The organism is Thermodesulfobacterium hydrogeniphilum, from assembly GCF_000746255.1.
In the GTDB taxonomy this organism is placed as follows: Bacteria; Desulfobacterota; Thermodesulfobacteria; order Thermodesulfobacteriales; family Thermodesulfobacteriaceae; genus Thermodesulfobacterium; species Thermodesulfobacterium hydrogeniphilum.
Map to the genome: position 1 here is coordinate 16,176 of NZ_JQKW01000012.1, position 23,578 is coordinate 39,753.

A 23,578-nucleotide genomic window follows, 5' to 3' on the forward strand; every position below is an offset into this window, starting at 1 on the left:
AAATTATGAAAGCTTTTCTGAAATATTTTTTAATTTTTTCAGTTTTAGCCTTTTGGGGATGTGGAAAAAAAAGTCCACCTTTATCTATAGAACAGAGTATCCCCAAGGATATTTATTTTGAGGTTAAAGCAACTCAGGCAGGTTTTGAACTACTTATTAATTTACCTACTGAAACAAGAGGAGGATATCCTTTAACAAAAATTAAAAAATTAATTATAGAAAAAAAAGAGATTCCTTTGGATATTCCAAAAGCTAAAGAAAAAGTTTATAAAATAAAACTCTCTCCGAAATTACACTCTGCAGGAAATTTAATAATTTATAATGACTATAAAGTAAAAAATAGATATGCTTACACTTATAGAATAAAAATAGAAAAAGATTTTTTAGTAAAAACTTCATATACAGAACCAATAACAGTTTATTGGCACAATCCACCAGGACTTCCCAAAAATTTTAAAATAATTCCATATGAAAAGAATATGGTTATATTATCTTGGGAAAAACCTGTTCATGATATTTATGGACTTTATTTAGAAGGAACAATTTTTTATGAAATAGAGAAAATTACAGATAGCAAAACAGAGATTATAAAGATAAAGAATAAAAAAGAGTTTTGGGATAAAATAGACTCTTCTCAAAGGACTTGTTATAGTATAAGAGCAGTGCTTAATTTTAGAGGAACTCCTATTCCAGGTCCTAAAATTCCTGAAAAATGTATAAAAATTGATAAATAAACTAAAAATGTTTTTCTCTTTGCGTTTTAAATTTTTGTGGTATAGTTTTTCAAATAAAATTTAATTATCTGGAGTATTGCCTTGATGAAAGTTAAAAATTGGATGATTACAGATTTAATTACTGCTACTCCAAATAATACAGTAGAAGAAGCTATACAATTAATGAAAAAACATTCTATTAGGCATTTACCTATTATGGAAAAAGGAAAATTAGCGGGATTTGTTACAGAAAGTAATCTTAGACCTTATTTGTATCCAGAAAAGCTGCAACTTCCTTTAAAGGAAGTTATGATTTTAAATCCTATTACTATAACTCCTGACACCTCTATTGATGAAGCTGCAAAAATTATCTATAAATATAAAATTGGAGGATTACCTGTAGTTAATCAGGGGAAATTGGTAGGAATAATTACTATAACAGATATTTTAGAAGCCTTTATAGAATTGATGGGGATCTTAAGAGCTTCTTCTCGTTTAGATGTTATTCCTAATAAGGGAAATCTTGATGAAGTTCTGGAAATTATAAGAAAAGGCGGAGGAAAGGTTATTTCTATAGGAATGGATGTTAATCTTGATGGAGAAAAGGTTTATTTTATAAGACTTGAAAAAATAGCCTTAGATAAAATAGCTTCTGATTTAGAAGCTTATGGTCATAAGGTAGTTGCTTTGATAGAATAGGAGGAAATTGATGGAAGAATTTAAAGTGAGAAAAACTATAGAAGAAATAAATAAAAAAATAGAAAAAGGAGAAGCTGTAGTTTTAACTGCAGAGGAGTTCTGTAAATTCGTTAAAGAGGTGGGTCCTGTTCAAGCAGCCAAAGAGGTGGATGTAGTTACCACTGGAACTTTTTCTCCTATGTGTTCTTCAGGAGCTTTTATTAATTTTGGTCATACTACACCCACTATTAAAGCCTATAGAGTTTGGCTAAATGATGTTCCAGCTTATGCTGGAATCGCAGCAGTAGATATTTATATTGGAGCTGCAGAACCAAGAGAGGATGATCCTCTAAATAAAGTATTTCCTGGCCAGTTTCTTTACGGTGGAGGCCATGTTATTCATGATCTTGTAGCAGGTAAAAAAATTCATTTAAGAGCTATTGGTTATGGAACACATTGTTACCCCAGAAAATCTTTTGAAACAGAAATAACCATCCATGATTTAGTAAATGCGGTTTTATGTAATCCAAGAAATTGTTATCAAAATTATTGCTGTGCCATAAATTTATCTGATAAGATGCTTTATACTTATATGGGAGTATTAAAGCCTAATTTAGGAAATGCTAATTATGCTACAGCGGGATGTTTATCACCTTTATTAAAGGATCCTTATTTAAAAACTATAGGAATAGGAACTCGGATATTCTTAGGTGGAACTAAAGGTTATGTAATTTGGGCAGGAACTCAATATAAAACAGAAGTTAAACGAACTCCTAAGGGTGTGCCTATTCAACCTGCAGCAACATTAATGGTAATAGGTAATCTTAAAGAGATGAGTCCTGAATGGTTAGTAGGAACAAGTCATATAGGTTATGGTTGCTCTATGGCTGTAGGTTTAGGAATTCCTATACCTATTCTTAATGAACAGATAGCAGAATGGGCTGGTCTTTCTGATGAAGATCTTTTTACTCAAGTAATAGATTATTCCTATGATTATCCTAATGGTATTCAACGTAATTATGGAATAGTAAGTTATGCAGAACTTAAAAGTGGAAAGATAAATATCCTTGGAAAGGAAGTACCTACCTGTCCTGTTTCCAGTTTACCTAAAGCAAGAAAAATTGCAGAAATATTAAAAACTTGGATAAAAAATGGAGAGATGTTGTTAACTGAACCTGTTGCCAGTTTACCAGGAGCTACTTTATTTTCCATGAGATAAAAAGGGAGGAATTATGGAAGGATTTTTGTTAATTTTTCAGATAATTTTATCTATATTAATAGTGCTTATTGTATTAGTGAATGTAACAAAAGGTTCTGAATATGGAGCAGTTTTTAGAGGAGCTGAGACCATTTTTGGAGGAGCGGGTCCCACAAGTTTTTTAAATAAAGTTACCATGATTTTGATTGTTTTGTTTTTTTTAAATTCTCTTTTACTTACCAAACTTATTACAGAAAAAAACAAGTCTGTTATGTTTAAAATTCCTCAAGCAACTACCAAAGTAAAAACTCGATCAGAAATTCCCACACCTCCTGAGACTATCCCAGTTCCTCCTAAAAAAGAAGTTAATCCTTCAGAAAATACTTCTAAAAAGTAATTTGGAATGAAAAAAGTTGTTATATTTGGTGCCACTGGTTCCATAGGTAGTTCTACTATAAATATTATTAAAACTTATCCAGAAAAATTTAAAATTTTAGCTATTTCTTGTAAATCACAAATAAAGGCATTAAAAAAACTTGCTGAAGAGTTTAAAGTTCCCTATTTAGCAGTAGAAAAAGAAAAAGATGCTGTAAATTTAAAAAAATCCTTAAAATACAAAGCTGAAATTTATTATGGAGATGAAGGGCTTAAAATATTAGCAACTTTAAAAGAAGCTGATATTTTTGTTATAGGAATTTCAGGAATAAAGGCTTTAATTCCTACTTATTATTCTTTGCAGAGTGGAAAAAGAGTAGCTATTGCTAATAAAGAAAGTCTTATAGTAGCAGGGGAATTTTTAAAAAAAATAGCCAGAGAATACAATACAGAGCTTATACCTGTAGATAGTGAACACTCTTCTCTTTTTCAGCTATTGCAAAAGGAAAAAAGAAAGAACATTAAGAAGTTAATTCTTACAGCTTCAGGAGGTCCTTTTTATAAAACACCTTTGAAAAAGTTTTCCGAGATCACTCCTGAAGAAGCAGTTTCTCATCCTAATTGGAAAATGGGAGCTAAAATCTCTGTTGATTCTGCTACTCTTATGAATAAAGGCTTTGAGGTTTTAGAAGCCAAAGTTTTGTTTGATTTCCCTTTAGAAAAAATAGAAGTTTTAATACATCCTCAAAGTTTGGTTCATGGTTTAATTGAACTTATTGATGGAAGCTTTTTAATGCACTTAAGTTATCCTGATATGAAAATAGCTATTTCCTATGCTTTAAATTATCCTGAAAGAATAGAACTTCCGGTTAAAAATATAAATTTAGCTGAAATTGGAAACCTAATTTTTGAAAAGCCGGATTTTGAAAAATTTCCTTGTTTAAAGTTAGCTTATGAGGTTGGAAATTTAGGAGGGCTTTATCCTTTAATTTTGGAAGCAGCTGATGAAGTAATAGTAGAAGCATTTCTTAATAAAAAAATATCTTTTGATAAAATTCCCTATTTTATTGAAAAAACTCTAAAGGAGTTTAAAATACCTTCTATGAATTTTGAAGCATTAGATATTTTCAAAATTTTAGAAATACATAAAGAAATATGCAACTTTACTCAAGATCTTATTAGAGGACAAACAAAATGATAACAACTGTTTCGGTAGCTCTTGCTGTAATAGGAATACTTATTTTTATACATGAATTTGGGCATTTTTTAGCTGCTAAATTAATGGGAGTAAAAGTTGAAATTTTTTCTTTAGGTTTTGGCCCTCGTTTAATAGGCTTTACTATTGGAGAAACAGAGTATAGAATTTCCTTGGTTCCCTTAGGAGGATATGTAAAACTATATGGAGAACATCCTGAAGCAATAATTTCTGGAATAAAAGAAAAAGCCTATGCTTTTAAAAAACCCTGGCAAAAAGCTGTTATTGTAATAGCAGGACCTTTAGCTAATTTTGTTTTACCAATTTTTATTTTTTGGTTTTTATTTGCCGTAGCAGGGTCTTCTATAATTCCAGCAAAAGTAGGAGAGGTCCTGCCAAAATCTCCTGCCAAAAGAGCTGGTATTCAGAAAGGAGATGAGATTATAGAAGTAAATGGGAAAAAAGTCAAATCTTTTGAAGAAATTGTTTTATATTTAAGAACCAATAATAAAGTAAATACAGTTCAATTGAAAATAAAAAGAGGTAATAAAATTTTAGATCTTTATATCAAGCCAGAATATAAAGAAGGTTACAACATTTTTGGTAAAAAGACAAAGATTCCCTTTTTAGGGATAAAGGCAAGCCAGGAAATTATTCATAAAAAATACAATTTTATAAAAGCTTTTGTTTGGGCTTTACAAAAGGTATGGGAGATAACATCTTTAACTTTTATAGCTATTTTTAAATTGTTTACAGGGCAACTTCCTTTTTCTACTCTTGGAGGACCAATTACTATTGGTAAAATAGCAGGGGATACAGCCAGATTAGGGTTTTATCCTTTACTCTCTTTCACAGCTTTACTCTCTATCAATTTGGGTATTATTAATATTTTACCTATTCCCATGCTGGATGGAGGACATTTGGTTCTTCTTGGTATAGAAGCCATAAGAAAAGAACCTCTATCTTTAAAAACTCAGGAGATTATTTTTAAAATAGGTTTAATTTTTATTATTGCTTTAAGTATAGCTGTTTTTTATAATGATATTATTAGATTACTTAGCGGATGGAAGCTCCCTTAATTCTTGCCATAGAAACCTCTGGTAAAACTGGAGGTATAGCTCTATTTAAAGAAAGGCTTCTAAGCAGCGTCTCTTTATCCTCTCAAGAATCCTATTCTAAAGTTATTTTTAAAACTCTAACTTTTATTACAGAGGTTTTAAATTTTTCTTTAGAAGAGGTTGATTATTATGCTATAGATGTTGGTCCTGGTAGTTTTACAGGTCTAAGAATAGGACTTTCAGTTTTAAAGGGATTAAATTTGGTTTATCCTAAGCCTGTAATTCCTTTATGTAGTTTAGAAATATTAGCCACTAATTTTATTAATCACTCTTTACCCCTTGTTAGTTTAGTAAATGCTTATAGCAAAGAAGTTTTTTTAGCTATTTATCAATGGGAGGATTTCAAACTTAATACTAAATTAGCTCCTTGTTGCATCTCTTTAAAAGAAATCTCTAATTATATAAATGAGCCTGCTCTATTTTTAAGTGAAACTTTAGAAATCTGGGATGAGTTTTTTAAAAAGGAATTAAAAAATTTTTATATTAAGCCTGAAATTCCCGTTAATATAAGTGCTGAATTGGTAGCTAAATTGGCTTATTTGAAAATAAAACAAAACAAAGTAGAATTTAAAGATGCTGAGACTCTGTTACCTTTTTATTTGAAATCCTCTGAAGCAGAAAGAAAAAAAGGACTTAAAATAGCATGATTTCATTTTTATTGAAGCGTTTTTTCAGTTTTTTAATTACTCTTTTTGGAATGACTGTTATTAGTTTTTCTATTATTCATTTAGCTCCTGGAGGACCTTTAAGTCCTCTTACAGAATTTAATCCTAAAATAAGCCCTGAGTATAGAGAAAAACTTGTAAAAATGTATGGATTAGATAAACCTCTTTATATCCAATACTGGAATTGGTTGAAAGGGATAATAAAACTGGATTTTGGCAGATCCTTTTCTTTAGATCAAAGACCTGTTTGGGATAAAATTAAAGAAAGACTTCCCATTACTATTTTTATAAATGTTATTTCCTTAGTATTAATACTTTTAATAGCTATACCCCTGGGAGTTTATTCAGCTGTGAAAGCCGAAAGTATTTTTGACAAGGCTGTTACTGTAGTTACCTTTATAGGCTATGCTATGCCAAGTTTTTGGTTAGCTATAATATTAATGATGATTTTTGGAGTAAAATTACACTGGCTTCCTGTTTCAGGTCTTCATTCTACAATAGGTTATGAAGAAATGACGACCTTGCAAAAAATTTGGGACTGGACAAAACATTTAATTTGTCCTTTATTTGTAGCTACTTTTGGGGGATTGGCTGGTGTTTTAAGATATGTGCGAAACTCTATGGTAGAGGTTTTAAAAGCTGATTTTATACTTTTTGCCAGAGCTAAGGGATTACCTGAGAAAGTGGTAATTTACAAACATGCTTTGAGAAATGCTCTTTTACCTCTTATTACTATCTTAGGTCTATCATTACCAGGTCTTATTGGAGGGAGTGTAATTTTTGAAAGTATTTTTGGAATTCCCGGAGTGGGACAACTTATGTGGCAGGCTGTTATGGCAAGAGATTATCCTGTTATTATGGCAAATTTATTTTTGATATCTCTTCTTACACTCTTAGGAAATTTTTTAGCAGATCTTGGCTATGCCTTAGCTGATCCACGAATTAGACTAAATCATAAAAAATGAAAATTTTAAAAGAACTTTTAAATCATAAAATAGGACTTATTTCCTTATGTATTATTACAATTCTTGCTATTTTAGCTATTTTTGCACCTTATATAGCACCCTATGATCCCTTTGGGATTAATGTAAATGAAATTTTACAACCTCCATCTTTAAAACATCTTCTGGGAACAGACTTACTTGGAAGGGATGTTTTTAGTAGAATGATTTATGCTTCAAGAATTTCCTTAGAGGTTAGTATAGTAGCAGTAGGGATTTCTGTGAGTATAGGAGTATTTTTAGGTGCATTAGCAGGTTATTTTGGTGGTATAGTAGATCAAATTATTTGTAGGTTTATTGATATAATGCTTTGTTTCCCTACTATTTTCTTAATTTTAGCTATTATTGCTTATTTAGAGCCATCTATTTTAACTATTATGATAGTTATTGGATCAACCAGCTGGATGGGTGTTGCTCGTTTAGTTAGGGCTGAGATTTTATCTCTTAAAGAAAGGGATTTTGTTCAGATAGCTAAGGTTTATGGAGCAAGTTCTTTTAGGATAATTTTTAAACATCTTCTTCCTAATGCTTTACCCCCTATCTTGGTTTCTGCTTCTTTAGGTTTGGGACAGGCTATTTTAATTGAATCTGCTCTTTCTTTTCTTGGAATAGGGGTGCAACCTCCTACTCCGTCTTGGGGAAACATGTTAATTGAAGGGAAGGAGACCTTAGAAGTGGCTTGGTGGCTTTCTGTTTTTCCAGGTTTAGCTATACTTATAACAGTTTTAGCTTTTACTCTTTTAGGAGAGACTTTACAAGATATCTTAAATCCAAAGAAAGAGAAATAAAAATATGGTGCCGAGGGCGGGACTCGAACCCGCACGGACTTACGTCCACTAGCCCCTCAAGCCAGCGCGTCTACCAATTCCGCCACCTCGGCGTTACATAATAATATATTATTATTTTATACTTTGTCAAGATTTTATAAAATCAATTATTTAATAAACATAAAATCTTTCTCCTTTGAATGTAACATTTTAAAATTGTAACCACATCAAACATAAAAGGCTTGATTTTTTTTATAATTGGTTTACATTCAAAAAATATGGAAGAAATGGATAAAATTGTCAGTCTTAAAGATTGGATTGATTCCTTTTGGAATTTTCAAGAGGAAGATTTAAAATATTTTAAAGGCCTTATTACAAAAAAAAATCCCTTTGATCCAGAAGAGATTTTGGTTAATATAAAAGAGAGAATTAATGCAAGGAAAGTTTTTTATCAAATTTATAAATATTTACCTCGTAAGGACCTACCTTTAAATGAACTGGAATGGGCAGAACAAAAATTAGCAGAAATCCTTGTTAGAGAAGAATTGATTACAGATCTGATTAACAAAACCTTAGAGGTTTTGACCTTTCTTATAGATCAGGACCAGGATAAATCTCTTAATATTTCAGAAATATTTCCTAATTCTTTTATTTTACATTAATAATCTAAAATTATGCTTAAAGATCAGGAAATTTTAAACAGAGCTAAAGAGATTTTGAACACAGAAAAAGAGGGTCTGGAAGAGATAATAAAAAATTTAGATAATTCTTTTGTAAAAGCAGTAAGATTAATTTTAAATACTAAAGGCAGAGTTGTAGTTACAGGGGTTGGTAAAAGCGGGCTTATTGGTAGAAAAATTTCTGCTACTCTTTCTTCTACAGGAACTCCATCTTTTTTTCTGCATCCAGTAGAGGCTTTACATGGTGATCTTGGAATGGTTATTCCTGATGATGTGGTTCTTGCTATTTCCTATTCAGGGAATACCCTGGAGGTATGCGAAATTGTTGCTATCTTAAAGAAAAGAAACATAAAAATCATAGGATTAACAGGAAATTTAGAAAGTAATCTGGCTAAGCTTTCAGATATAGTGATTAATTCTAAAATTCCTAAGGAAGCTTGTCCTTTTAATCTTGCTCCTACTACAAGCACCACAGCAGCCCTTGCTTTAGGAGATGCTTTAGCTATTTGTCTTTTTGAATTGAAAGGTCTGGGATCTGAAGATTTCAGAAGAAATCATCCTGGTGGATCCTTGGGAGAAAGATTAAAGGTAAAAGTTAAAGAAATTATGCTTAAAGATGATAAAATACCTGTGGTTCAGGAAGGCACTTTTTTAAAAGATGCTATTATAGAAATTGATAGAAAAAAATTGGGGTGTGTTTTAATTGTTAATAATTATGGAAATCTATCAGGAATAATTACTGATGGAGATTTAAGAAGAATTCTGTTAAAGTTTCAAAAAATTGATGATTTAAAAGTGGAAGAGGTAATGACTCAAAATCCCAAAATAATAGAGGAAAACCGTTTGGCTTCAGAAGCTTTAGAATTGATGGAAAAACATCTTATCACGGTTCTTCCTGTAGTAAATTTTGATAATAAATTAGTAGGAATTCTTCATTTACATGACATTTTAGGAAAAGGAACCTTTAAATTTACTGTCTAAATAACTTAGCAATTTATTCAAATTTTCCTCAATAGACAACTCTGCTTTAAGAACTACATGACTGAACCATGGTAAATAGGCTTTATAAATTTTGGAGACCTTTTCTAAAAACTCTTTTCTTTCAAAAATACTGAGCTCTTCTTTACGATTGTTTATTCTTTCAAAAGCCAAATCTAAAGGCAGGTCCAAAAATACTATTAAATCTGGAAGAGGCGCTATGGTTTCATTTTCTATTATTAAATCTTTTAAAGATAGCCCTTGTGCACCTTGATAGGCTATAGTAGAAAGGTAATATCTATCAAGAATAATCCATTTACCTTTATTTAAAGCAGGAATTAAAATATTTTCCACATGCCATTTGCGATCTTTTAAAAAATACTCATTAATTTCTGAAACTGAAATGTTCCCATTTTTCAATAATTCTCTGAGTTTTTTACCATAAGGTCCAAAAGTAGGCTCTGCTGATAAAATACAATCTATACCTTTTTCTTTTAAAATTTTAGCTAAAGCTTTGCTAAATGTTGTTTTACCTGCTCCGTCTATTCCCTCTATTACAATAAGTTTCCCTTTTCTAACAAATTCAAGTTTTAGCCGTTCTTTGAGCAAATTTCTATTTTCTTTGGTTAGTTTGCATAAAAAAACTGGTTCATAGTTTCTAACCTTTTTAAGAAATGGGTGATCTGCAAGACCTACAGTTGCTATTAAATAATTTTGAGAATTTAGTAAACTTTCTATAAATTTACAGAATTTATTAGAAAAAGCTTCCATTTTTCCAATCTCATCAATAATAAAAAAACTTTTAGGATCTTTTAATTTTTCAAAAAAATCACTTATTATATTTTCAAGATCATTTAAAAAGACTACATATTTTCCTACACAGGGTTTATTTTTAAATTCTGAAGGATTCAAAAGATTTTTCTTTTTAGCTAAAAGGTATTCCTTTTTGGAATCAAGAAGTTTTATTTTAAAACCTTGTCTCTTTTCTTTTTTTCTAATTTCCAGAGTAATAAATCCATAAAAATTAAAGGGTATTTTATGGTTTTTTAAGAAGTTATACAAAAACTCAGTAAGAGTGGTTTTACCAACTCCTGGTAACCCAGTTATTAAAAATTTTGTCCGAGGGCTATTAAGAAACATTATCTTTTGATAGGTTTAGAGGATAAAAGAACATAAGTTGCTCCCATACCACCATCACAAGGTCTGGCTGAGCAATAAGCTAAAATGTATTTTCTAAAAGGACCTTTTTCAAGCCATTCTTTTACTTTGTTTTTTAAAACTGGTTCTTTTTTTGAAGAAAGACCTCGTCCATGAATAATAAGAACACATTTATCTCCATTTAAAATAGCTCTTTTCATAAACTCTTCAAAAGCAAATTTGGCTTCATCTACAAACATACCTCTAAGATTAAGGGTTCTCTGGACTGAAAATTTTCCTTCTCTCAGGTTTTTTATAATTTGCCTGCTTATACCAGAAGCCTTGCCTTCTATATATTCAGAGGTTAACCAAACTTTAACTTCTATTTTTTCTGGAGGCCAATCTTTTCTTTTTTGCCAAAAAGCTTTTTTTGGAGTAAACCTCCAGAAGAAATTTTTTTCTTTCAAAGGCTGAGATTTTTCAATTACTTCTAACCAATCTCTTTCTTTGCATACTCTTGGCTTTTCAGAAAAACCAAACTCTTTCTTTTTAAAAGAATTTAAGGGGATACTTAAGTATCCCCTTAATTTTTCAAAAGGACGATACATTTTTTATTTTTTTAACCCTTTCTCAAAGATTCTTTCACATTTTTCAGCAGCTGCTTCGGCTTTTTGAGCAGCTTCCTCTGCTTTATTAGCAGCTTCTATAGCTCTTTGAGAAGCCTCCATAGCCTGTTGAGAAGCTTCCATAGCTTCACTTTTATCTATTTTACATTGATTTAATTGGGTTTTCAAAGCCTCCACTTCTGCTTTTAAGGCATTGATTTCATTCTGAACTTTTGTAACATCATCAACAGTTGCCCATTTAGGAGCAGTTTTTTCAGGAGCTTTAACCGGACAGGTGCAACCAAAAGCCAATAGCCCTGCTACGCTAATCCCTGCTAATTTTAATAATAATCTTTTCATAACACACCTCCCTTTTATATTATTAAGCAATATTACATATTATTATATCATTTTTAAAAATTTTAAACCTAATTTTAAAATTTTTAACCCTTTATACAACCCATTGGAAGAAGTTTAGCTACCTTTTTAGTCAACCCTGCTTTACAGGAAGATTCTATTACCTCATTTATATCTTTATAGGCTTCAGGAGCTTCTTCTGCTAATCCTCTTTTGGACTTCCCCATTATAATTATTCCCCTTTTTCTCAGGTCTTCTATTATTTTATTAGCTCTAAAGGACTTTAGAGCCTGATGTCTGCTTAGTGTTCTTCCTGCTCCATGACAAGCCGAACCAAAAGACTTTTTTTCACATTCCTTAGTCCCTACTAAAATATAAGAAGCTGTTCCCATAGATCCACCTATAATCACAGGTTGACCAACTTTTCTATAGGCTATTGGCAACTTTTTTCTTCCTGGTCCCCAGGCTCTGGTAGCTCCTTTTCTATGCACATAAAGTTTTAAAATTTTCCCATTTACTTCATGCTCTTCAACTTTGCAAGTGTTATGACTTACATCATAAAGAACTTTTAAATGAATTCTTGGAAAGAATTTTTTAAATACCAATCTTACTAAATGAGTTATAACCTGTCTGTTAGCCAAAGCACAATTAATCCCGCATATCATAGCTTTGAAATATTTTTGTCCCTCTGGGGAATTAATAGGAGCACAAACTAATTCTTTTTCTTTAATAGGAATACCATATTTTTTAGCTGCTTTAGCTAAAACTGGTAAATAATCTGTAGCAATTTGATGCCCGAGGGCACGAGATCCACAGTGAAAAGTTACTACTACCTGATTTTCAAAAAGACCAAAAGCTTCAGCCACATCTTTATCATATATTTCTGCTACATATTGAATTTCTAAATAGTGGTTTCCTGAACCAAGAGTTCCCACCTGTCTATATTGTCTTTTTTTAGCTTCCATTGAGACATAATCAGGATCACCTCCAGGCATACAGCCCTTTTCTTCAATATACTCTAAATCTTCCCATTCTCCATATCCCTTTTCTACAGCCCATTTAGCTCCTCCCACCAAAACTTCATCTAACTTAGAAGGAGAAAGCTTTATCTCCCCTTCAGATCCTACTCCTGTAGGAACAGTTTCAAACAGTTCTTTTACCAGTTTTTCTAAAAGGGGTTTTACTTCTTCTTTTATTAAAGGTGTGGTTAAAGTTCTTACACCACAGGAAATATCATAACCCACTCCACCTACAGAAATTATGCCTCCTGCATCCGGATCAAAAGCTGCTACTCCTCCTATAGGGAATCCATATCCCCAATGAGCATCAGGCATAGCAATGGAAGCTTTTACAATACCTGGAAGACTGGCAACATTACTCACCTGCTCATAAACTTTCTCATCCATTTCCTCTATTAATTTTTTACTGGCAAAAATTAAACCAGGAACCCTCATATCTCCTTTTTGCGGAATTTTCCATTCATAATCAGAAATTTTTTTTAATTTTTTTAATTCCATAGAATTTTCTCCTGTTTTTTAAATTTTTTCTAATTTTATTATGTTAAAAATTTATTTCTTAAAATCAAGGGCTTTTTTATTTCTTATTTTGTGGTATAAATTGTAATATGTTTAAAGGAACCACAGTTATAGCTGTTAAAAAGGATAATAAAATTGCTATGGCAGGTGATGGTCAGGTTACTTTGGGAAATACTGTTTTAAAACATAAAGCGAGGAAAATTAGAAGGCTTTATAAAGGCCAAGTTTTAGTGGGTTTTGCAGGTTCTACAGCAGATGCTCTCACTCTTTTTGAAAGACTGGAAAAAAAATTAGAAACCTATAGTGGTCAACTTCTTAGAGCTGCAGTAGAACTTGCTAAGGACTGGAGAACAGATAAAATCCTTAGACGCTTGGAAGCTTTTCTTATTGCTTGTGATAAAAATCATATTTTACTTATTTCTGGTGCTGGAGATGTAGTAGAACCTGATGAAGAGGTAATAGCTATTGGATCTGGTGGTCCTATGGCTTTAGCAGCTGCCAAAGCTATGCTCAGATTTTCCAATCTTTCTGCTAAAGAAATTGCAGAAAATGCTATTAAAATCGCTGGAGAAATCTGTATTTATACCAATTCTGAAATTATTGTAGAGGAGCTATGAGTATTAATAAAGAATTAACTCCAAGAGAGATCGTAAAGGAACTTGATCGTTATATTGTAGGACAGGCTAAAGCTAAAAAGGCTGTAGCTATTGCTATGAGAAATCGCTGGAGAAGACAGCAATTAAAAGGTCCTTTAAAAGAAGAAATTTATCCTAAAAATATCTTGATGATAGGTCCTACTGGGGTTGGTAAAACTGAAATTGCAAGAAGATTGGCTAAACTTTCTAATTCCCCTTTTCTAAAAGTTGAAGCTACTAAATTTACAGAAGTAGGTTATGTAGGTAGAGATGTAGAATCCATGATAAGAGATTTGGTTCATATTGCGGTTCAAATGGTGAGAGAGGAGGAAGAAAAAAAAGTTTTAGAAAAAGCAAGGCAAATTGCAGAAGAGAGAATAGTTGATCTTCTTATTCCTGCTACTTCTTCTAAAGTTGAATATGATCCTTTGACCAAAGAAAAATTTTTAAAAATGCTTAGAGAAGGTAAATTAGATGAAAGATATATAGAAATAGAGATAGAAGCCAGTCAAAAGCCCCCTACTATAGAGATTCTTGCTGCTTCAGGATTAGAAGAAATTGAAATGCAACTCAGAGATATGTTATCCACCTTTCTTCCATTTAAAACTAAAAGAAAAAGAGTAAAAGTAAAAGAAGCTCTGGAAATTTTAACCAAGGAAGAAGCTTCTAAACTTATAGATATGGATAAAGTTATAAAAGAAGCTATTCATAGAACAGAGACAAGCGGAATTATATTTATTGATGAGATAGATAAAATTGCCAGTAGAGTCGATGCTCACGGACCTGATGTTTCCAGAGAAGGAGTGCAGAGGGATCTTCTTCCTATTGTAGAAGGAACTACTGTTAATACTCGTTATGGTATGGTAAAAACAGATTATATTCTCTTTATAGGAAGCGGAGCTTTTCATATTGCTAAACCTTCTGATCTTATCCCAGAACTTCAAGGAAGATTTCCTATCAGAGTGGAGCTTGATCCTTTAACTAAGGAAGATTTTGTTAAAATTCTTACAGAGCCAGAAAATGCTATTATTAAACAATATCAAGCACTTTTAGCTACAGAAAGCATTACTCTTGAGTTCACCCCAGAAGCTATAGAAGAACTGGCTCAAATTGCTTTTGAGATAAATCAAAGAATGGAAAATATAGGAGCAAGAAGGCTCTATACTGTAGTTGAAAAAGTCTTAGAAGATATCTCTTTTGAAGCACCTGATATCGCTCCAACTAAAATTGTTATTACATCTGAATATGTAAGAGAAAGATTGGAAAATATTGTTTCTGATGAAGAAATTGTAAAATTTATTTTATAGGCTTTACATAAAGATCATAAACTCCTGTTTTTTTAATTTTAGTCTTAATCAAATCTCCAGGATATACTTTATAAGTTTTAGAATTCTCTATGTAAGAAATTCCATCTATTTCAGGAGCTTGAATTTTAGCTATGCCAAAAAGTCTTCCTTTTATATCTTCTCCCAAAACCAGAACCTCTTCTTCCTGTCCTTTTCTTCTTTGTAATCTTTTCTTGGAAATTTCTTTTTGAAGTTTCATAATTATTTTTCTACGCTTTATTTTCTCTTTGTAAGGAACCTTAGGAAACATTTTTTCTGCAGGTGTTCCTTCTTCTGCATAAAAAATAAAAACTCCTAAATGATCAAATTCAATTTCTTTCAAGAACTCATATAAAAACTCAAATTCTTTTTCTCCTTCTCCTGGAAATCCTACAATTACAGTAGTTCTTATAGCTGAAAAAGGATTAATATCTCTTATATAACTGATAATTTCTTTTATATAGTCTGAATTAGAAGGTCTTTTCATTTTTTTTAAAATATCAGGATGGGCATGTTGAATAGGTAAATCAAAATAAGGAACTACCTTAGGATTGGCTAAAATATCTTTTATAAACTTTTTATTTATTCCAGAAGGATATAAATAAAGTAATCTGATTCTAAAATCATAGGGTAAATTTGATATTTTGTCTATTAATTTTAAAAGTCCTTTTTTTTCTCCCAAATCTTTACCATAAGAAGTTATATCCTGAGCGACCAAAATAAGTTCTTTTATACCTTTTTTTAAAAGATTTTCTGTTTCTTTTATAAGTAAATCCACCGGTTTACTTCTGAAAGCTCCTCTAATTTTGGGAATGGTGCAATAAGAACATTTCCTATTGCATCCTTCTGCAATTTTTAAATAGGCATAAAAAGGACTTTCTGTAAGAATTCTATTTAGAGGTTCCTTTTCAGTAAATTTTTGATAAGGCTCTATACCATAAAATTCATCTACCTCTGGAAGTAATTTTTTTAAAGTTTCTTTACCATATCTTGCAGTTAAACAGCCAGAAACTATTAGTTTTTGATTTTCTTTTTTAATTTCTCCCAGTTCAAAAATATGATCTAAAGCCTCTTCAACTGCTGGTCTGATAAAAGCACAGGTATTGATCCAGATAATATCTGCTTCTTCTGGATCAAGCACTATTTTATAATTTTTTTGTCCTAAAATATAAAGAAGTTTTTCAAAGTCTACTTTATTTTTGGGACAACCCAAGCTAACAGGATAAATTTTAGGCATATTAAGAATAAGAAATAGATTTTATTTCTTTGATTTCATTAGATTCATTTAAATAAACCAGAGTAGTCTGAAAGTTTTTTAACTCTTCTTCTAAAACCCAGGAGAAAGCCACAATAATGATTTTATCACCTATTTCTCCTTTTCTTGCAGCTGCTCCATTAAGAATGACTTCTCCTTTTTTACCCTCTATAAGATAAGTTTCAAATCGCTCTCCATTATTTACATTATAAATCCAAACAGCTTCAAAAGGCTTTAAATTGGCTTTTGCCATAATTTCTTTATCCAAGGTTAAACTACCTTCATAAAAAAGATTTTTATCAGTAATATTAGCCAGATGCACCTTGCTTTTTAATAATTTAATATACATATCTTCTTTAACCCCCTTTAAGGGTTTATTATTTTATTATCTATTAGTCTTGCTTTTCCAACATATACTGCTAAGGCACAAAGAACAGGTTTATCAATTATTTTTACAGGCTCCAAGGTTTGAGGATCTACTAATTCAATATACTGAACTTTAGTAAAAGGGAAACCATGGATAAAATTTTCTAATTGCTTTTTTATTTTTTGTGGATTTTTTTCTCCCTCTTTTACTAATTTTTCAGCCAATAATAAAGCTTTATAAAGACACAGAGCAGAATTTCTTTCCAATGAGGAAAGATAAGTATTTCTGGAACTCATAGCAAGACCATCTTTTTCTCTTACCGTAGGATGTCCCACTATTTCTACATCTAAATTTAGATCTTTCACCATTTGTTTTATAACCTGAAGTTGTTGATAATCCTTTTCTCCAAAAATTGCTATATCAGGTTTAACAATATTAAAAAGTTTTAAAACTACAGTAGTAACTCCTTTGAAATGTCCTGGTCTAAAAGCTCCGCATAAATTTTGAGTTAATTTGGTAACCTCAACATAGGTTTGAAAATCTGGTGAATACATTTCTTCAGCTGAAGGAGCAAAAACAACATCTGTTTCTTCTTTTTCCAGAAGAGAAAGATCTCTTTCCAAATCTCTGGGATAATCTCTAAAATCCTCTTTTGGTCCAAATTGTAAAGGATTAACAAAAATACTAACTACTAATTTATCTCCCAATTCTCTTGCTTTTCTGACAAGTGCTAAATGCCCCTCATGTAAAAAACCCATGGTAGGAACAAAAGCAATTTTTTGCCCCTCTTTTTTCCATTTACTGCTAATTTTTTTCATTTGAGATATAGTTTTAATTAATTCCATAAGCCTTATCTAAAATTCCAAATTTTTATAAGGATTTAATATATTTGCCAAATTTTCTAATAACAATTTTTTTAATTTTTTTTCTTTCTGTATATTTTTAAATTTCCCCAAACCATTAGTTTTCAAACGTTCTATTAAATAACCTTTATACCAAGTTTCAACAGTAAGATATTTTATTCCTTTATAATACTCAGTTATATAAAAATTAATAAAGGTAAAATTATTCAACTTTAAATATAACTCACCTTGCCAAAATTCCAAAGGTTTTATTTTAACAGGATAAGCTAATTTTTTTAAAATTTCAAATAAAGATTTTTTAGAATTTATAATAATAACTTTTTCTTTTATGTAAATCTGATTTAAAAGTTTTAACAGATCTTTATTATTTAAAGCTATGCATCCTTTTGTCCAGTTATAATTTTTATAAATATAAGAATTTCTTTTTTCTAAACGATAAGCTCCTCCACCATGGATTCCTATTCCATTTCCAAGAGATGTATTTAAAATTTTGTTTTTTCTTAATTTATCTAATAAATTAGAAAAAGTTTCTTTATTAAAAATTCCTTTATAATAAGCCAGAGAAAGATCATTTAGATTGGGATAATTAAGAGCTAAAAAGTATTTATATTGTTTGGAAGGTCTTATTTTAATAATTTTATAAATCCCTTCAGGAGTTAAAAAGTCTCCTCTTTTTTCTTTGGGAAGCAGACTTTCAAGACCCATACCTACTTTATAAGAGGCTATTAATTGATTGTTTTTATAAATTTTTAAAATTTTTTCAGCTTTATCAATTAAAAGAAAATCTCCAGCCCGGCAGATTGAAATTTTTAAAATTATAATCAAAAAAATTATTTTTTTCATTTTTACCTTGACTTTTAGATTAAATTTTATATTATAAATCTGTATGGAAGTAATTACAATAAAAACAAATAAAAAAACAGAACTTATAGATATTACTCAGGAAGTTGCTAAGGTTCTTCCTCCAGAAGATGGTATTTGTATAATTTATGTGCCACATACTACAGCTGGTATAATAGTAAATGAAGGAGCTGATCCTGCAGTCAAATATGATATTTTAAAAGTGTTTGATTTAATAGCCCCTGAAAATCTGGATTATCAGCACTTAGAAGGAAATTCCCCAGGACATGTAAAATCAAGTCTTACAGGCCCTTCAATAGTATTAATTGTTGAAAAAGGAAAACCTGTTTTAGGAACTTGGCAAAAGATCTTCTTTGCAGAATATGATGGTCCCAGAACAAGAAAGGTTTATGTAAAATTTATTAAAGGATAAATTATGAGATACAAAATTTTAGTGTATTTATTAATAAGCTTTTTTCTGTATAGTTGTGCTTCAGAAAAAAGATACAATATAGAAAAAACAAAATCTCACAAAGAAATAGCTGAGATCTATATTCAAGAGAATAAATATACAGAAGCTTTGGAAGAATTAAAATTAGCTAAACAGACTGATAAATGTGATCCAGAAATATATAATCTTCTTGGTGTAGTTTACATGGGAAAATATGAATTTAATAAAGCTGAAGAAAATTTAAAAGAAGCTATAAGGTTAGATCCTAATTTTTCAGAAGCTTATAATAATTTAGGTTCATTGATGATGCTTCAAAAAAGATACATAGAAGCCATAAAATATTTTAAAAAAGCCTTACAAAACCCATATTATACAAATGCTTATATTGCTAAAACTAACTTAGGATGGGCTTATTATCAATTAGGTGAAAAAAAGAAAGCTATTAATGTTCTTTTAGATGCTATGAGAGAAAATCCTCGTTATCCAAGAGTTTTAAACTATTTAGGACTCATTTATTTTAAGGAGGGGGATTTAAAATCAGCTAAATTTTATTTTAAACAGTCTTTAAAATTAGATAAAATTTCTGGGGAGGCAAGATATTATTTAGGAGAAATTTACTTTAGAGAAGGTAATTCTGAATTTGCTAAAGAGATCTGGCAATCTATAATTTATTTAGCTCCAGAATCTGAATGGGCTAATAAAGCTACAGAAAAGATCTATTTTTTAGAAAAAATGTCTTCTAATTCATAAAAGGAAGCTTTTAAAGTTTCCTTTTATGTTATTTTTCTCTTAAAGATAAGATTTGATTTTTTAAATATTCTCCTTTTTCTTCAAAAGCTTCCAAGCGATTCAAGGCCTTTAAAAAGGCTTTAATGCTTGCAATTACAATATCTCCATCTCTTCCAAGTCCTGCTGTTCTAAAACCTTTTTCATTTTCAATAATAACTCCACATACGCCCTCTGCTGAGGTTCCACCAGTAAGTGCACTTATGTTAAACTCAATTAGCTTAAGATGTTTCTTATTAGTATCTTTTTTAAAAGTATAACCTAAAGCTTCTGCAGTAGCTTTGTAAGCTGCATCTATAGGTCCAACTCCTAAACCTACAGAAACTTTTTTACCTTCTTTTTTATCCTCTATTTCAACTTGAGCTATGGGTTTTAAAGATCCACTACATACACTGATAACTTGAGAAGAAATTAAATAATATCTATATTTTTTTTCTAAGAATATATCAAGAAGGATTCCCTCAACATACTCTTCATCTATTTTCTTAAGCACATCTTTAATTTCTGTTCTAAATTTTTCAAAAACTAAATTTAAAACCTGATCATCAAACTGCCATCCTCTACTTTTTAATTTAAAACCAATAGCATGTCTTCCAGAGTGTTTACCGAGAACAATAGCAGAACCTGTCCAACCCACCTCTGCTGGATCAATTATTTCATAAGTTGTTCTTTCACAAATAACTCCATGTTGATGAATTCCTGATTCATGAGCAAAGGCATTAGCTCCAACTATAGCTTTATTTGGCTGAACAATCATACCAGTATATTTAGAAACTAATTGGCTGATAGGAACTATTTTTCTGGTATTTATATCTACTTGTAAAGGATAACCCAGTTTTTTTTCAAAAAAATCCTTTCTGGTTTTAAGAGTCATTATAATTTCTTCCAAAGCTGCATTTCCAGCTCTTTCTCCTATTCCATTAATAGTTCCTTCAATTTGAGTTGCACCTGCTAAAATTGCAGAAAGAGAATTAGCAACTGCTAATCCTAAATCATTATGGCAATGAACTGAGAGACGCAAATTGCCAGCTTTTAAATCTTCTTCGTATCCAGCTTCTATTAATTTATCAATAAGAAATTTTATTAAATCATAATATTCTTGAGGAACAGTATAACCTACAGTGTCAGGAATATTGATAGTTCTTGCTCCAGCTTTAACAGCTTCTAAGACTACCTGAGTTAAATATTCCCAATCACTACGGGTAGCATCTTCTGCTGAAAATTCCACATCAGGACAAAGAGAACAAGCATATTTCACAGCTTCTCTGGCGAGCTCTAATACCTGTTCTCTATTTTTTTTCAATTTATAGGTTAAATGAATATCTGAAGTTGCAATAAAGGTATGAATTCTTGGAGATTCAGCTTCTTTTAAGGCTTCATAAGCTACCTCTATATCCTTTTTATTAGCCCTTGCTAAAGCAGCTATAGTTGCTCCTTTTACTTTCTTAGCCAAGGTTTTTACTGCTTCAAAATCACCAGGAGAGGTTACAGGAAAACCAGCCTCAATAACATCTATTCCAAGTTCAACCAAAGCTTTACCAATTTCCACTTTTTGTTTTAAATCTAAGGAAACTCCTGGAGATTGTTCTCCATCTCTTAAGGTGGTATCAAAAAATACTATTTTAGGATTCAATTTTTTACCTCCTTTTTTTCAAGCTTTTAAAAAATTTTATCCTATTTTTAATTTTTGCCAATCTTTAAATTTTTCTGAAATTTTCTTAATAAGATTTTTTTAAATTTTACTAAAAATAAAAGATATAAAATGTATAAAATATATATAAAAATAAGCTAATAAAAATTAATATTTGAATTTTTTCACAAAATCAGTTAAAATTAAAATTATGATAAAAAAAGAAAAACTATTGGAAGTTGCTTTAAATTCTCTTAGGGATGCTATTGTTATTTTCAATGAATCTGGAGAAATTGTGTTTTATAACACAAAAGCTAAAAAATTGTTGGATTTACAAAAAAATAAAATATGGGGAAAAGATCCTTTTTGGGTACAATTGTATAAAAATTACAAAGATGTGAATGAAATTCTTTCTGAATCTAAAATCATAGAGAAAGATGGAAAGAATAAATATATAGAGATTTTTTGTAAAAAATTAAACAAACTAAATAGTGAAATATACATTTTGATTGTTCTGAAAGATGTTACCGAACAAAAAAATCTTTTAAAAGAACTGGAGATAAGTGAAAAAAGATTTAAAGATATAATGTATAAATCAGAAGATCCTATTTTATTAATTGATGAATTTTATACCATAATAGAATCTAATGATAGTACAGCTAAATTGTTTGGGTATAATTCCAGAGAAGAATTACTACAAAAAAGACCTCATCCTTCAGAACTCAGTCCACCTGTTCAATTTGATGGAAGAGATTCCTATGAAAAAGCCAATGAGATGATCCGTATAGCTTTTGAAAAGGGATATAACAGATTTGAGTGGATTCATCGTAAAAAAACAGGAGAAGATTTTTATGTAGAAGTTTCTTTAACTCCTATTATTTATCAAGGTAAAAAATTGTTATATTGCGTTTATCGTGATTTATCTAAGGAAAAAGAATTATATCATCTTTCTATCACTGATCCTCTAACACATATTTATAATCGACGCTATTTTATAGAAAGATTAAAAGAAGAAATAGATAAGGTGGAGAGAAAAAAGAGTAAATTTTCTTTAATAATGTTTGATATTGATCATTTCAAATCTGTAAATGATAAATTTGGACATAATGTAGGAGACTTAATTTTAAAAACACTGGTAGACATGGTAAAACAGAGAATTAGAAAAACAGATATTTTTGCTCGTTGGGGTGGAGAAGAATTTATAATTCTTTTACCTGATACTTTTATTCATCAAGCTATTCACCTGGCAGAAGATTTGAGAGAAAGAATCGAGCTTTATAAATTTCCAATAGTAGAACATATTACTGTTAGTTTTGGTGTAGCAGGGTATTGCGAAGAAGATGATATAGAAACATTGATAGATAGAGTTGATGCCATGCTTTATAAAGCTAAATCCGAGGGTAGAAACCGAGTTTGTTGGACCAAAGAATGTCAAGAGGAAATTTAGATTTTATTGGATGCGGTGCTTTAAATTGGGATATTTTTTTTGAAGTGGAAGATCTTCAAACTATAAAGTTCCAAGATATTGATATTATTCCTGGAAGAGAAACATCTCTTGAGAGAGATCAGTTTTTAAAATTCTTAGATTTTTTAGAAAAAAATGGAAAATTTCTTTTTGCCTGTGGAGGAGGATCTTCTGCTAATACTATTTATGCCTTGTCTTTATGGGGGTTTAAAACAGCTTTCATAGGAGCTGTAGGAGAGGATAATTTTGGTAAAAATATTTTAGAAGAATTTGAAAAAGTAAATTTAAATACAGAAAATATTTTAAAAAAAGGGGAAACAAGTCTTGCTCTTATTTTACTTGATAAAAACAAAGATAGATTTATAGCAGTAAGTCCCGGAAACAGCGAAAAATTTTTATTAGATAATATTCCAAAAAGACCTATAAAAAGTTTTTTTCATTTTTCTTCTTTTGCAAGTAAAGCCGGACAAAAATTTCAAAAAATTATTTTAAATAAATATAATCTAAGGATTTCTTTTGATCCTGGAGAAATTTATGTTAATCTTGGTAAAGATTTTTTAATTCCATGGCTAAAAGCCACTCAGTATTTATTTATAACTGAATATGAACTTCAAAAACTAAGGATTTCCTTAGATAACTTATATGAACTGGGTATAGAAAAAATTTTTTTAAAAAAAGGAAAAAAAGGAGCAGCTTTTTACTCTAAAAATAAAAGTTTAAAATTACCTGTATATAAAGTAGAAAAAATTATAGATAATACAGGTGCAGGAGATTATTTTAATGCTGGTATTTTGGCAGGTATAAAAATGAGATTGGAAGATGAAAAAGTTCTAAAATTAGGACTGTATTCAGCAGCTTTAAGTCTTAGAGATTATGGAAGAAAGGGTTGCTTAAATCAAAAGGAGTTTCAAAATTATATAAATTTGTTAAAATAAGATTAACTTAATTCTGGATTAATA

At 30.3% G+C, this 23,578-nt stretch carries 26 protein-coding genes and 1 tRNA gene; 17 read left to right on the plus strand and 10 right to left on the minus strand.

Going from position 1 to position 23,578, the window contains the following annotated elements; genetic code table 11:
- The first annotated feature begins 5 nt into the window (after positions 1-5).
- The 9 genes from CC87_RS06945 (at position 6) to CC87_RS06985 (ending at position 7,731) form a co-directional block, all read left to right on the plus strand.
- Positions 6-734, plus strand: coding sequence for a fibronectin type III domain-containing protein (locus CC87_RS06945; RefSeq protein ID WP_038057557.1), 729 nt, complete (start codon positions 6-8; stop codon positions 732-734).
- Between the two features lie 84 nt (positions 735-818).
- Positions 819-1,412 (plus strand): CBS domain-containing protein, encoded by a 594-nt coding sequence (locus CC87_RS06950; protein ID WP_038057559.1) that lies wholly within the window; start codon positions 819-821, stop codon positions 1,410-1,412.
- Positions 1,413-1,422: 10 nt separating this feature from the next.
- Positions 1,423-2,610, plus strand: coding sequence for a homocysteine biosynthesis protein (locus tag CC87_RS06955; protein ID WP_038057561.1), 1,188 nt, complete (start codon positions 1,423-1,425; stop codon positions 2,608-2,610).
- Positions 2,611-2,623: 13 nt separating this feature from the next.
- Positions 2,624-2,986, plus strand: coding sequence for a preprotein translocase subunit SecG (gene secG, locus CC87_RS08750; protein WP_051920718.1), 363 nt, complete (start codon positions 2,624-2,626; stop codon positions 2,984-2,986).
- A 6-nt stretch (positions 2,987-2,992) separates the two neighbouring features.
- Positions 2,993-4,162: a 1-deoxy-D-xylulose-5-phosphate reductoisomerase gene (gene dxr / locus CC87_RS06965; protein ID WP_038057562.1), complete on the plus strand. Its 1,170-nt coding sequence runs from the start codon at positions 2,993-2,995 to the stop codon at positions 4,160-4,162.
- Positions 4,159-5,238, plus strand: coding sequence for an RIP metalloprotease RseP (gene rseP / locus CC87_RS06970; RefSeq protein ID WP_038057564.1), 1,080 nt, complete (start codon positions 4,159-4,161; stop codon positions 5,236-5,238). Before dxr ends, rseP begins: the two co-directional genes overlap by 4 nt.
- A complete protein-coding gene (tsaB, locus tag CC87_RS06975; protein ID WP_038057566.1) occupies positions 5,223-5,924 on the plus strand; it encodes a tRNA (adenosine(37)-N6)-threonylcarbamoyltransferase complex dimerization subunit type 1 TsaB in 702 nt (233 codons plus the stop codon). Before rseP ends, tsaB begins: the two co-directional genes overlap by 16 nt.
- The gene (locus CC87_RS06980; RefSeq protein WP_038057568.1) at positions 5,921-6,907 is read left to right on the plus strand and encodes an ABC transporter permease; all 987 of its coding nucleotides are present in this window, start codon (positions 5,921-5,923) and stop codon (positions 6,905-6,907) included. Before tsaB ends, CC87_RS06980 begins: the two co-directional genes overlap by 4 nt.
- A complete protein-coding gene (locus CC87_RS06985) occupies positions 6,904-7,731 on the plus strand; it encodes an ABC transporter permease (RefSeq protein ID WP_038057570.1) in 828 nt (275 codons plus the stop codon). Before CC87_RS06980 ends, CC87_RS06985 begins: the two co-directional genes overlap by 4 nt.
- Positions 7,732-7,736: 5 nt before the next feature.
- Here the strand turns inward: CC87_RS06985 and CC87_RS06990 are convergent.
- A tRNA-Leu gene (locus CC87_RS06990) sits at positions 7,737-7,823 on the minus strand.
- 165 nt (positions 7,824-7,988) lie between these two features.
- On the opposite strand from CC87_RS06990, the gene CC87_RS06995 reads away from it, so the two are divergent.
- A complete protein-coding gene (locus CC87_RS06995) occupies positions 7,989-8,372 on the plus strand; it encodes a hypothetical protein (protein WP_156955596.1) in 384 nt (127 codons plus the stop codon).
- 12 nt (positions 8,373-8,384) lie between these two features.
- Positions 8,385-9,371: a KpsF/GutQ family sugar-phosphate isomerase gene (locus tag CC87_RS07000; protein ID WP_038057572.1), complete on the plus strand. Its 987-nt coding sequence runs from the start codon at positions 8,385-8,387 to the stop codon at positions 9,369-9,371.
- On the opposite strand, the gene tmk is transcribed toward CC87_RS07000, so the two are convergent.
- The 4 genes from tmk to CC87_RS07020 form a co-directional block, all read right to left on the minus strand.
- A complete protein-coding gene (tmk, locus tag CC87_RS08755; RefSeq protein ID WP_051920720.1) occupies positions 9,339-10,508 on the minus strand; it encodes a dTMP kinase in 1,170 nt (389 codons plus the stop codon). The genes CC87_RS07000 and tmk overlap by 33 nt on opposite strands.
- Positions 10,508-11,113 (minus strand): Smr/MutS family protein, encoded by a 606-nt coding sequence (locus CC87_RS08760; RefSeq protein WP_051920723.1) that lies wholly within the window; start codon positions 11,111-11,113, stop codon positions 10,508-10,510. The genes tmk and CC87_RS08760 overlap by 1 nt, the downstream gene beginning before the upstream one ends.
- Before the next feature lie 3 nt (positions 11,114-11,116).
- Positions 11,117-11,470 (minus strand): alanine-zipper protein, encoded by a 354-nt coding sequence (locus CC87_RS07015; RefSeq protein ID WP_038057573.1) that lies wholly within the window; start codon positions 11,468-11,470, stop codon positions 11,117-11,119.
- An 83-nt stretch (positions 11,471-11,553) separates the two neighbouring features.
- A complete protein-coding gene (locus CC87_RS07020) occupies positions 11,554-12,984 on the minus strand; it encodes an RtcB family protein (protein WP_038057574.1) in 1,431 nt (476 codons plus the stop codon).
- 107 nt (positions 12,985-13,091) lie between these two features.
- On the opposite strand from CC87_RS07020, the gene hslV reads away from it, so the two are divergent.
- Both hslV and hslU read left to right on the plus strand, forming a co-directional pair.
- Positions 13,092-13,619 carry an ATP-dependent protease subunit HslV gene (gene hslV / locus CC87_RS07025; protein ID WP_038057575.1) on the plus strand — a complete coding sequence of 176 codons (528 nt, stop codon included), beginning with the start codon at positions 13,092-13,094 and terminating at the stop codon, positions 13,617-13,619.
- Entirely contained in the window at positions 13,616-14,944 is a 1,329-nt protein-coding gene (hslU, locus tag CC87_RS07030; RefSeq protein ID WP_038057576.1) for an ATP-dependent protease ATPase subunit HslU, read from the plus strand. Before hslV ends, hslU begins: the two co-directional genes overlap by 4 nt.
- On the opposite strand, the gene rimO is transcribed toward hslU, so the two are convergent.
- From rimO to CC87_RS07050, 4 genes are read right to left on the minus strand one after another with little or no spacing between them, the layout of a single operon-like run.
- Positions 14,934-16,199 carry a 30S ribosomal protein S12 methylthiotransferase RimO gene (gene rimO / locus CC87_RS07035; protein WP_038057577.1) on the minus strand — a complete coding sequence of 422 codons (1,266 nt, stop codon included), beginning with the start codon at positions 16,197-16,199 and terminating at the stop codon, positions 14,934-14,936. The genes hslU and rimO overlap by 11 nt on opposite strands.
- 1 nt (position 16,200) lies before the next feature.
- Entirely contained in the window at positions 16,201-16,566 is a 366-nt protein-coding gene (gene panD / locus CC87_RS07040; RefSeq protein ID WP_038057578.1) for an aspartate 1-decarboxylase, read from the minus strand.
- 17 nt (positions 16,567-16,583) lie between these two features.
- The gene (panC, locus tag CC87_RS07045; protein ID WP_038057579.1) at positions 16,584-17,429 is read right to left on the minus strand and encodes a pantoate--beta-alanine ligase; all 846 of its coding nucleotides are present in this window, start codon (positions 17,427-17,429) and stop codon (positions 16,584-16,586) included.
- Between the two features lie 9 nt (positions 17,430-17,438).
- Positions 17,439-18,290 (minus strand): L,D-transpeptidase family protein, encoded by an 852-nt coding sequence (locus tag CC87_RS07050; protein ID WP_038057581.1) that lies wholly within the window; start codon positions 18,288-18,290, stop codon positions 17,439-17,441.
- Between the two features lie 43 nt (positions 18,291-18,333).
- Between CC87_RS07050 and CC87_RS07055 the strand changes: the two genes are divergently transcribed.
- Together CC87_RS07055 and CC87_RS07060 are read left to right on the plus strand one after the other, a co-directional pair.
- On the plus strand, positions 18,334-18,720 hold the full coding sequence (locus CC87_RS07055; protein ID WP_038057583.1) for a secondary thiamine-phosphate synthase enzyme YjbQ: 387 nt from the start codon (positions 18,334-18,336) through the stop codon (positions 18,718-18,720).
- A 3-nt stretch (positions 18,721-18,723) separates the two neighbouring features.
- The gene (locus CC87_RS07060; protein WP_038057585.1) at positions 18,724-19,488 is read left to right on the plus strand and encodes a tetratricopeptide repeat protein; all 765 of its coding nucleotides are present in this window, start codon (positions 18,724-18,726) and stop codon (positions 19,486-19,488) included.
- A 28-nt stretch (positions 19,489-19,516) separates the two neighbouring features.
- Here CC87_RS07060 and CC87_RS07065 read toward each other — a convergent pair whose 3' ends face one another.
- Entirely contained in the window at positions 19,517-21,157 is a 1,641-nt protein-coding gene (locus tag CC87_RS07065; protein ID WP_038057587.1) for a 2-isopropylmalate synthase, read from the minus strand.
- A 208-nt stretch (positions 21,158-21,365) separates the two neighbouring features.
- Between CC87_RS07065 and CC87_RS07070 the strand changes: the two genes are divergently transcribed.
- A complete protein-coding gene (locus CC87_RS07070; RefSeq protein WP_051920725.1) occupies positions 21,366-22,601 on the plus strand; it encodes a sensor domain-containing diguanylate cyclase in 1,236 nt (411 codons plus the stop codon).
- Entirely contained in the window at positions 22,583-23,554 is a 972-nt protein-coding gene (locus CC87_RS07075; RefSeq protein WP_038057589.1) for a PfkB family carbohydrate kinase, read from the plus strand. The genes CC87_RS07070 and CC87_RS07075 overlap by 19 nt, the downstream gene beginning before the upstream one ends.
- Positions 23,555-23,578 lie beyond the last annotated feature (24 nt).

Excerpts from the sequence above, each read along its gene's own strand:
- CC87_RS06945 (WP_038057557.1), top strand. The coding sequence starts at position 6 with ATGAAAGCTTTTCTGAAATATTTTTTAATTTTTTCAGTTTTAGCCTTT.
- CC87_RS06950 (WP_038057559.1), top strand. The coding sequence starts at position 819 with ATGAAAGTTAAAAATTGGATGATTACAGATTTAATTACTGCTACTCCA.
- CC87_RS06955 (WP_038057561.1), top strand. The coding sequence starts at position 1,423 with ATGGAAGAATTTAAAGTGAGAAAAACTATAGAAGAAATAAATAAAAAA.
- secG (WP_051920718.1), top strand. The coding sequence starts at position 2,624 with ATGGAAGGATTTTTGTTAATTTTTCAGATAATTTTATCTATATTAATA.
- dxr (WP_038057562.1), top strand. The coding sequence starts at position 2,993 with ATGAAAAAAGTTGTTATATTTGGTGCCACTGGTTCCATAGGTAGTTCT.
- rseP (WP_038057564.1), top strand. The coding sequence starts at position 4,159 with ATGATAACAACTGTTTCGGTAGCTCTTGCTGTAATAGGAATACTTATT.
- tsaB (WP_038057566.1), top strand. The coding sequence starts at position 5,223 with ATGGAAGCTCCCTTAATTCTTGCCATAGAAACCTCTGGTAAAACTGGA.
- CC87_RS06980 (WP_038057568.1), top strand. The coding sequence starts at position 5,921 with ATGATTTCATTTTTATTGAAGCGTTTTTTCAGTTTTTTAATTACTCTT.
- CC87_RS06985 (WP_038057570.1), top strand. The coding sequence starts at position 6,904 with ATGAAAATTTTAAAAGAACTTTTAAATCATAAAATAGGACTTATTTCC.
- CC87_RS06995 (WP_156955596.1), top strand. The coding sequence starts at position 7,989 with ATGGAAGAAATGGATAAAATTGTCAGTCTTAAAGATTGGATTGATTCC.
- CC87_RS07000 (WP_038057572.1), top strand. The coding sequence starts at position 8,385 with ATGCTTAAAGATCAGGAAATTTTAAACAGAGCTAAAGAGATTTTGAAC.
- tmk (WP_051920720.1), bottom strand. The coding sequence starts at position 10,508 with ATGTTTCTTAATAGCCCTCGGACAAAATTTTTAATAACTGGGTTACCA.
- CC87_RS08760 (WP_051920723.1), bottom strand. The coding sequence starts at position 11,113 with ATGTATCGTCCTTTTGAAAAATTAAGGGGATACTTAAGTATCCCCTTA.
- CC87_RS07015 (WP_038057573.1), bottom strand. The coding sequence starts at position 11,470 with ATGAAAAGATTATTATTAAAATTAGCAGGGATTAGCGTAGCAGGGCTA.
- CC87_RS07020 (WP_038057574.1), bottom strand. The coding sequence starts at position 12,984 with ATGGAATTAAAAAAATTAAAAAAAATTTCTGATTATGAATGGAAAATT.
- hslV (WP_038057575.1), top strand. The coding sequence starts at position 13,092 with ATGTTTAAAGGAACCACAGTTATAGCTGTTAAAAAGGATAATAAAATT.
- hslU (WP_038057576.1), top strand. The coding sequence starts at position 13,616 with ATGAGTATTAATAAAGAATTAACTCCAAGAGAGATCGTAAAGGAACTT.
- rimO (WP_038057577.1), bottom strand. The coding sequence starts at position 16,199 with ATGCCTAAAATTTATCCTGTTAGCTTGGGTTGTCCCAAAAATAAAGTA.
- panD (WP_038057578.1), bottom strand. The coding sequence starts at position 16,566 with ATGTATATTAAATTATTAAAAAGCAAGGTGCATCTGGCTAATATTACT.
- panC (WP_038057579.1), bottom strand. The coding sequence starts at position 17,429 with ATGGAATTAATTAAAACTATATCTCAAATGAAAAAAATTAGCAGTAAA.
- CC87_RS07050 (WP_038057581.1), bottom strand. The coding sequence starts at position 18,290 with ATGAAAAAAATAATTTTTTTGATTATAATTTTAAAAATTTCAATCTGC.
- CC87_RS07055 (WP_038057583.1), top strand. The coding sequence starts at position 18,334 with ATGGAAGTAATTACAATAAAAACAAATAAAAAAACAGAACTTATAGAT.
- CC87_RS07060 (WP_038057585.1), top strand. The coding sequence starts at position 18,724 with ATGAGATACAAAATTTTAGTGTATTTATTAATAAGCTTTTTTCTGTAT.
- CC87_RS07070 (WP_051920725.1), top strand. The coding sequence starts at position 21,366 with ATGATAAAAAAAGAAAAACTATTGGAAGTTGCTTTAAATTCTCTTAGG.
- CC87_RS07075 (WP_038057589.1), top strand. The coding sequence starts at position 22,583 with ATGTCAAGAGGAAATTTAGATTTTATTGGATGCGGTGCTTTAAATTGG.